Source organism: Daejeonella sp. (genome assembly GCF_037719425.1).
Classification (GTDB): domain Bacteria; phylum Bacteroidota; class Bacteroidia; order Sphingobacteriales; family Sphingobacteriaceae; genus Daejeonella.
On record NZ_JBBJNI010000207.1, the window covers coordinates 1 to 3,305 of the forward strand.

The window sequence follows — 3,305 nt, forward strand, 5'->3', positions numbered from 1 at the left end:
AGGGGGGAATTATAAAACCGAGGCCCTTGCATTAATAATTAGCTGTGTTTCGTCAGGATGTCCTTGCGAGGAGGCACGACGAAGCAATCTCTGAATGGAGGGATTGCCGCGCTTCGCTCGCTATGACAAAAACACTACGTTTTCTCTTTGGGGTTGCCCTGCGGGCCCGGGCTCTACGCTACCTGCCTGCCGGTAGGCAGGTAGTTTTTGCCAGCGAAATCTGATTTAACTTTGAAATATTAAGTAGGCAAATAGCTGCCGGTTCGATCCCTAACCCATCTACACGCCGCACCAGAATTAAAATTACTTCAACTCAGATAGATCCTGCTGCTCGTTCCAAAGCTTTTTGTCGGCATAGAAAGTCCCGAAAGGAATGAGAGATGCCAAAAAACTCAGAGCTACTTTCCGTAAAGACCATTTATATACATAAGCTACATGCAAAAGCAGGCCCATATATAGCAGAAATAGAAACCCGTGGATCATACCTACAACATAATTCGGGCCGGGCATTGCATATTTGTATTTCAGGATCATTGTAAAGCCGATAAGTAAAAAAGAGCACCCTTCTAAAAATGCAATTATCCGGAAACGGCCAAGCGGTGTTTTGAGCATAGTATTGATACTTAAGATTTCGGGCAAAAATATGAATTCCGCATCCAATTCAATATTTCTGCATAAAATCCAGGATGTAATCGTAAAGCTTATTACCTCGCAAAAACATCTGCACGATCATGGCGATGTGCTTTTTTTTAGGGATGATCTTGAGCTCTGCCTCTGTACCCAAGGTAGAAAGCTCTTTCCGTAACCTTTCCGACTGGAGTTGAATAGCCGGATAGGTTTTCTCTCCAACAAACATCAGGACAGGGGCTTTGAAGTTCTTCAGATAATACAATGGTGAAGCAGTTTTCCATACCTCCTGATCAGTTGAAAAAGTATTAAGGAAACTGCTGGTGTAATCATCCTGGTCCGCTTTCGTAAGGTATTCGAACATATCAAGTCCGAAAGCGTCATTCAAAATGAGCCCGTGTATGGGATCGCTAATTCCTTCCTTCTTGAGAAACCTTGGATCAGAATGGATCAGTGCAGCAAGATGGCCGCCTGCCGAATGTCCCATTACATAAATATTGCTGCTATCTCCCCCATAAGTTACGGCGTTGGCGCTTACCCATTTCAGGGCCATAGCACAGTCTGCAGCCATTTTTTCGTATTGATATTCCGGGCTCAGACTGTAATTTATAATTATTGTGACCACATTTTTAGAAGCCATATTCCTCCCCAGCCACCAGTACGTTTCTTTTTTACCGCTGTTCCATGAACCTCCGTGGATAAAAACCAGCACGTCCTTTGCCTGCGATACGTCCTTTGGATAATATACATCCAAAAGGTTTGCGGTAGCCTTCAAAGAGTCGGAGGAGTAGGAAATATCGCGCTTAATCTTAATCGAAACTGCGAATGAGGACTGCAAACCGCCAAATAGTCCTAACAGAAAAATTAGCTTGAACCTCATCTGATCAACGGATCTTTTTCCCTGGTAAAATGTTTATAAACCAACCCGTCGAGGAACGAAGGCAAAAATTTGCTTAGAAATACTGTTAACTTCCCCTGTCCGGTCATTATCAGGGAGCGTTTTCTCTTCTCTACACCGTCAACTATAATTACTGCTACTTCGCCGGAGGTCATCATCTTGCCTTCCTCCATGCTTGTATCTCCCTGGGCACTTCCATCTTTAACCAAGGCGGCGAAGCGAATATTGGAGGCAGTAAAACCTGGTGATGCAACCATTACATGCAACCCGGTTTTAAGATTTTCTACACGCAGAGATTCTAAAAAACCATTCAACGCAAACTTTGACGAGGAGTAACCAGTCCGTCCGGGCAAACCTTTATAACCCGCAATAGATGAAACCCCAACAACGGAGCCTTTATTTTTGAGAAGGTCGGTCAGGGCATATTTCGTACAGTACACGGCACCCCAGAAATTCACATCCATTATGTTTCGCAGCACCTGCAGATCCACATGTGCGAACAACGCCCGCATGGAAATCCCTGCATTGTTTATCAATACATCTATTCTACCAAAGGTTGTGAGTGCCTGATCGATCAGGCCCTTGCATTCCTCCTCTTTGGAAACATCGCACTGAAAAGCAATAGCCTTAATATTATATCGCGTTTCAAGCTCCTGGGCGATTTCGCACAGTGTAACATACTGCCGGGCACCAAGAACCAGATTAGCACCTCGTTTTGCAAATTCTTCAGCACATGATCTCCCGATACCTGATGAGGCACCTGTTATGATTACTGTCTTATTTTTCAGATCCATTAAAGAGTATATGCTAGTTTATTTAGGATTATCTGGCAAGTGTATTTTCATATGGTATTCGGGTAGCTATCGAACGCCCTAACGTGATTTCATCCACATATTCGAGTTCTCCTCCAAAAGCAATTCCCCGGGCGATCGCACTGATCTGTATGTTTTTATCCTTAAGTTTTTTATAAATATAAAATATCGTGGTATCGCCCTCCATAGTGGCGCTTAAAGCAAGGATCACTTCCGAAACACTGCCCTCGTTTACCCTATCAACAAGGCTTTCAATTTTCAGGTCTGAAGGCCCTATTCCATCCATTGGGGAAATGAGTCCACCCAGCACGTGATAAACCCCATGATATTGACCCGTATTCTCTATTGCCATCACATCCCTGGTATCTTCAACTATGCAAATAAGCGATTTATCCCGCTTGACAGCAATGCAGATCTCACAAACCTTTTGATCTGATATATTATGGCAGGTTTCACAGAAACGGATCTCATTTTTAAGCTGGAGAAGTGTGTGGCTGAATCTTTCGACATCGGCTTGCGGCTGATTTAACAGATGGAGCACTAACCTTAAAGCGGTCTTCTGACCAATACCGGGTAAGGTTGCAAACTCATTAACTGCATTTTCAAGCAGCTTTGAAGAAAAATTCATTTACAAATTTAAATTTAAAAATAATCTTTACACAGGTAATTAGGTGATTAATTAGATCCGAAAGAAATACGAAGAAACAATACGAAATGAATTAATTCGTATTAAGAACTTAATTATTAATTTAGGCGCTTATCTAAAATCAAACATGGAGCCCTCAATATTACTCAGCTTTCTGGTAGCATACTTTCTGATGCTAATTGGTATATCCTATTTAACCTCCAGAGAATCTTCGGACAACTCTACTTTTTTCACGGCAAACAAAAATTCCAAATGGTATCTGGTGGCTTTTGGAATGATTGGAACTGCATTATCGGGCGTCACATTTATATCGGTCCCGGGT

Annotated in this window: 4 protein-coding genes and 1 pseudogene; 1 reads left to right on the forward strand and 4 read right to left on the reverse strand. The window is 42.6% G+C overall.

Translation table 11 applies throughout. The annotated features are described in order from the left end of the window. Window positions 1-303: 303 nt before the first annotated feature. Genes WKF69_RS18325 through recR form a run of 4 tightly spaced genes read right to left on the reverse strand, consistent with a single transcriptional unit; the run spans window position 304 to window position 2,965 of the window. Window positions 304-612 carry a DUF3817 domain-containing protein gene (locus tag WKF69_RS18325; RefSeq protein ID WP_340383804.1) on the reverse strand — a complete coding sequence of 103 codons (309 nt, stop codon included), beginning with the start codon at window positions 610-612 and terminating at the stop codon, window positions 304-306. A 49-nt stretch (window positions 613-661) separates the two neighbouring features. Next, complete coding sequence (locus WKF69_RS18330) at window positions 662-1,507, reverse strand: alpha/beta hydrolase (RefSeq protein ID WP_340383805.1); 846 nt, start codon at window positions 1,505-1,507, stop codon at window positions 662-664. Continuing rightward, window positions 1,504-2,319, reverse strand: a complete 816-nt coding sequence (locus WKF69_RS18335; protein ID WP_340383807.1) for an SDR family oxidoreductase — start codon at window positions 2,317-2,319, stop codon at window positions 1,504-1,506. The genes WKF69_RS18330 and WKF69_RS18335 overlap by 4 nt, the downstream gene beginning before the upstream one ends. Window positions 2,320-2,347: 28 nt before the next feature. Then, entirely contained in the window at window positions 2,348-2,965 is a 618-nt protein-coding gene (gene recR / locus WKF69_RS18340) for a recombination mediator RecR (RefSeq protein ID WP_340383808.1), read from the reverse strand. A gap of 145 nt (window positions 2,966-3,110) precedes the next feature. On the opposite strand from recR, the pseudogene WKF69_RS18345 reads away from it, so the two are divergent. Further along, a pseudogene (locus tag WKF69_RS18345) lies at window positions 3,111-3,305 on the forward strand (sodium:solute symporter); the annotation flags it as partial.